Below are 2,748 nucleotides of genomic sequence, written 5' to 3'. Positions count from 1 at the left end.
CGTCCCGAGGTTCACACCGATGGTGTTCGCGCTCGCGACCGTCGAGATGGTCGGCTGGACAGGCGTGATCGTGAAGCACTCCGAGGTGCTCGTGCTCCCGGCCGCGGGATCGGACTTGTTGGGCACGCCAGAGGTACCTGACGTGTACGTCGCGCGGAAGCAATATCTGCCGGCAGTCGTGATCGTCACGTCGGCTGAATCGTAGTTGCCGTTGGCGGTAACGGGATTCACTCCGGCTTTGGCGGCTACATCAGTGCCTCCGGAGACGCAGTTTCCGGTCGCAATTGGTCCGCAGATGGCAAACGCCAAGGTTCCCGTGAACGTCGACGGGCCATTGACGGTCACGGCCGCGGTGTCATGCACCGTGATCGAGCCGGTCCCGATCGACGCGGTACCGTTCTGGCCAACGCTCGGCGTCGTGACGACACTGGAGCTGCAGTCCTGGAACGGGCCGGACACGAAGTCCTTCAGAGTCGCCGTGACCGACTGGGCGGAGCGGGTCTCGGCCAGGAAGCTTGAGAAGCACTCGTTCTGGAGGCCCAGCGACGTTAGGTTCAGGCCGCCTTCGTAGAACTCGCCATGACCGAAGGTCGTCTGGCCACTCTTGTTCTTGAACAGCCACGGGACGGCAGCCCCGTCGTTCTTGTTCACCGACGCGCAGAAGTCATCAGTCGAGACAATCCCACAGTCTCGAACATCGGTGGCAGTTCCGCCGAGCAGCTGGAGGGAACCGTCGCTGCCGCCTGTGCCCACGTACTCGTAGACGCGGATGGTCGGCTGTGTTCCACCCTGCGTGAAGTCGCTCAAGACCAGGATGTCACCCGAGTTGTCGGGGTCATGAGGGATCACGCCGGCCTTGTGGGCGCCCGGACCAAATGACCCATCAGACTGGGGCGCAATCTGGTTGTTGAAGAACCAGAATCCAATCTGCGCGTCACCGCTGTTGTCGTACCGATCGGCCGCAAAGTAGATGTGAGCGGTCGCGCCGCTTCCATACCGGGCGGACATCGCGTGCAGCAGGTTGTCCTTGTCCGGCAGGCCGCCGACGTTGTCCTTCCACGCCCACTTGTTGATCGGCTGCTGGTCCTTGGAGCCACCACCTGTGAAGATCGTGGCCTGATTGGCGGTGCCGCTAGTAGTCGTCTCGGAGTCGAACGACCTGGCGTTCGCGTGGTCATCAACGGCGGTCGAGCATTGTGCGCCGCTGGTGAATTTGTGGCAGACGCGGTCCCAGTCGTCCGGGATCGCGTTCGTGGAATTGTCAGTGATTGCCGCTTTCGGCGGATTTCCATCGCTCAGGTCGGAGCTCGCGTCGAGCTCGAAGAACCCTTGGCCAGGGTTCGTGGCCAGCACCGCACCGACCGCCCCGGCCATCAAGCCGGCGACGAGCATCGTGATCGTCCCCGCGGTCAACAACTTGCGCCTGTTCATGCGCACTCCCTCTCGTTTGGATCCTGATCGTCGATCCTTGTTCCCGGTAAAGGACTCCGCCTGCTTGCGCAGGTCCCGGACGAACCGGTCTGCTTCCCCATTGAGACCGGACGGTGGCTAACGATCTGGCCTGACAACCTCCTTGGTTCCCCCCGGAACCGGCCTGTTGACGATGGCGGCGAGTGGTGCCGCTTGCCGGCGTGTGCGACGCGACGCCGACGGGCGTGCTGGACGCACGCTCACTCTTTGTGGAGGCGCGGGTCGCCAGCACTCAGGGCTGGAAGGACCCACGTCCGGTCTCCGGGACCGCGATGGAAAGGTGGGTGGGCAGGCGCAAAGGTCGGGTGTCCACACCTCGAAACCGTCGACCCGGCGGTTGGGTCGTTGAGCCCAGCCCACATGCGATTGCCCCGAATTCGCAGCTGGCGCGACTGCCGGCACCCTCGATCCCCATTCGGCCCGGCCAGCGCCGCCGCCGACGCCGGACCCCCGTCGTCACGTCGTGCGGACCCGCAGTGTGGTAGTACGTCCGTACTAGGTCAAGGGGGTACTTCGCGTTCGGCGGCATGTGTCGGCTGGTTGACAGCAGGCGGCTGTCGACCGGGAGGCCCTGAGCACGATCGGCGCCTCGAGCGCGACCCCCTTTACGCCCGCGACGGTGACCCGTCGAAGTCCTTGACGACCAGGGCATCGACTGCAACCGCACCCTCAGGGCCGGCGATCACCGGGTTGCAGTCGATCTCCACGACGGAGGGGTCGGCCACCAGCAGGTCTCCGATCGCGACGACGAACGCGGCGAGCGCGTCGAGATCGACGCCCGGCCGGCCGCGCACGCCGTGGAGGATCGGCGCGGCGCGGAGTGTCCCCAGGCGCTCGCGGACCTCGGCCGTCGTGACCGGCGCGAGGAGCACCACGACGTCGTCGAGCACCTCGGCCAGGATCCCGCCGACCCCGACGAGGACCGCGGGTCCGAACACGGCGTCCCGCCGGCCGCCGACGATGAGCTCGACGCCGGGCACGGCCATCGGCTCGACGAGCAGCCCGCGCATCTCGATGCCCGCTGCTGCCGCCACGTCCCGCAGCTCGCTCGCCGCCGCACGGATCGCGGCCTCGTCCGAGAGCCCGAGCCGCACCCCGCCAGCCTCGGTCTTGTGCGCCAGGCCAACGGCATCGAGCTTGAGGACGACCCCTCGCGCCCCGAGCTCGCGCCAGGCGGCGACGGCACCGTCGCCACCATCGTCCGCGGGGACGGCGCGCGCGGGCGTCACGGGCACGCCGGCCGCCGCGAGCCGCGCCAGGCTCTCGCGTTCGGGGAGC

General features: G+C 67.1%; 2 protein-coding genes. Both read right to left on the bottom strand.

The features are described 5' to 3' along the window. The coding region (locus tag VGK32_13405; protein ID HEY3382765.1) for a hypothetical protein at positions 1–1,431 on the bottom strand (1,431 nt) is incomplete at its 3' end. 644 nt (positions 1,432–2,075) lie between these two features. Continuing rightward, the coding region (locus VGK32_13400; GenBank protein ID HEY3382764.1) for an acetate--CoA ligase family protein at positions 2,076–2,748 on the bottom strand (673 nt) is incomplete at its 5' end.

The sequence above is a fragment of the Vicinamibacterales bacterium genome (genome assembly GCA_036504215.1).
Lineage (GTDB): Bacteria > Acidobacteriota > Vicinamibacteria > Vicinamibacterales > Fen-181 > FEN-299.
Note: the sequence above shows the minus strand (reverse complement) of the source record. Positions and strands in the feature narration are given on the sequence as shown.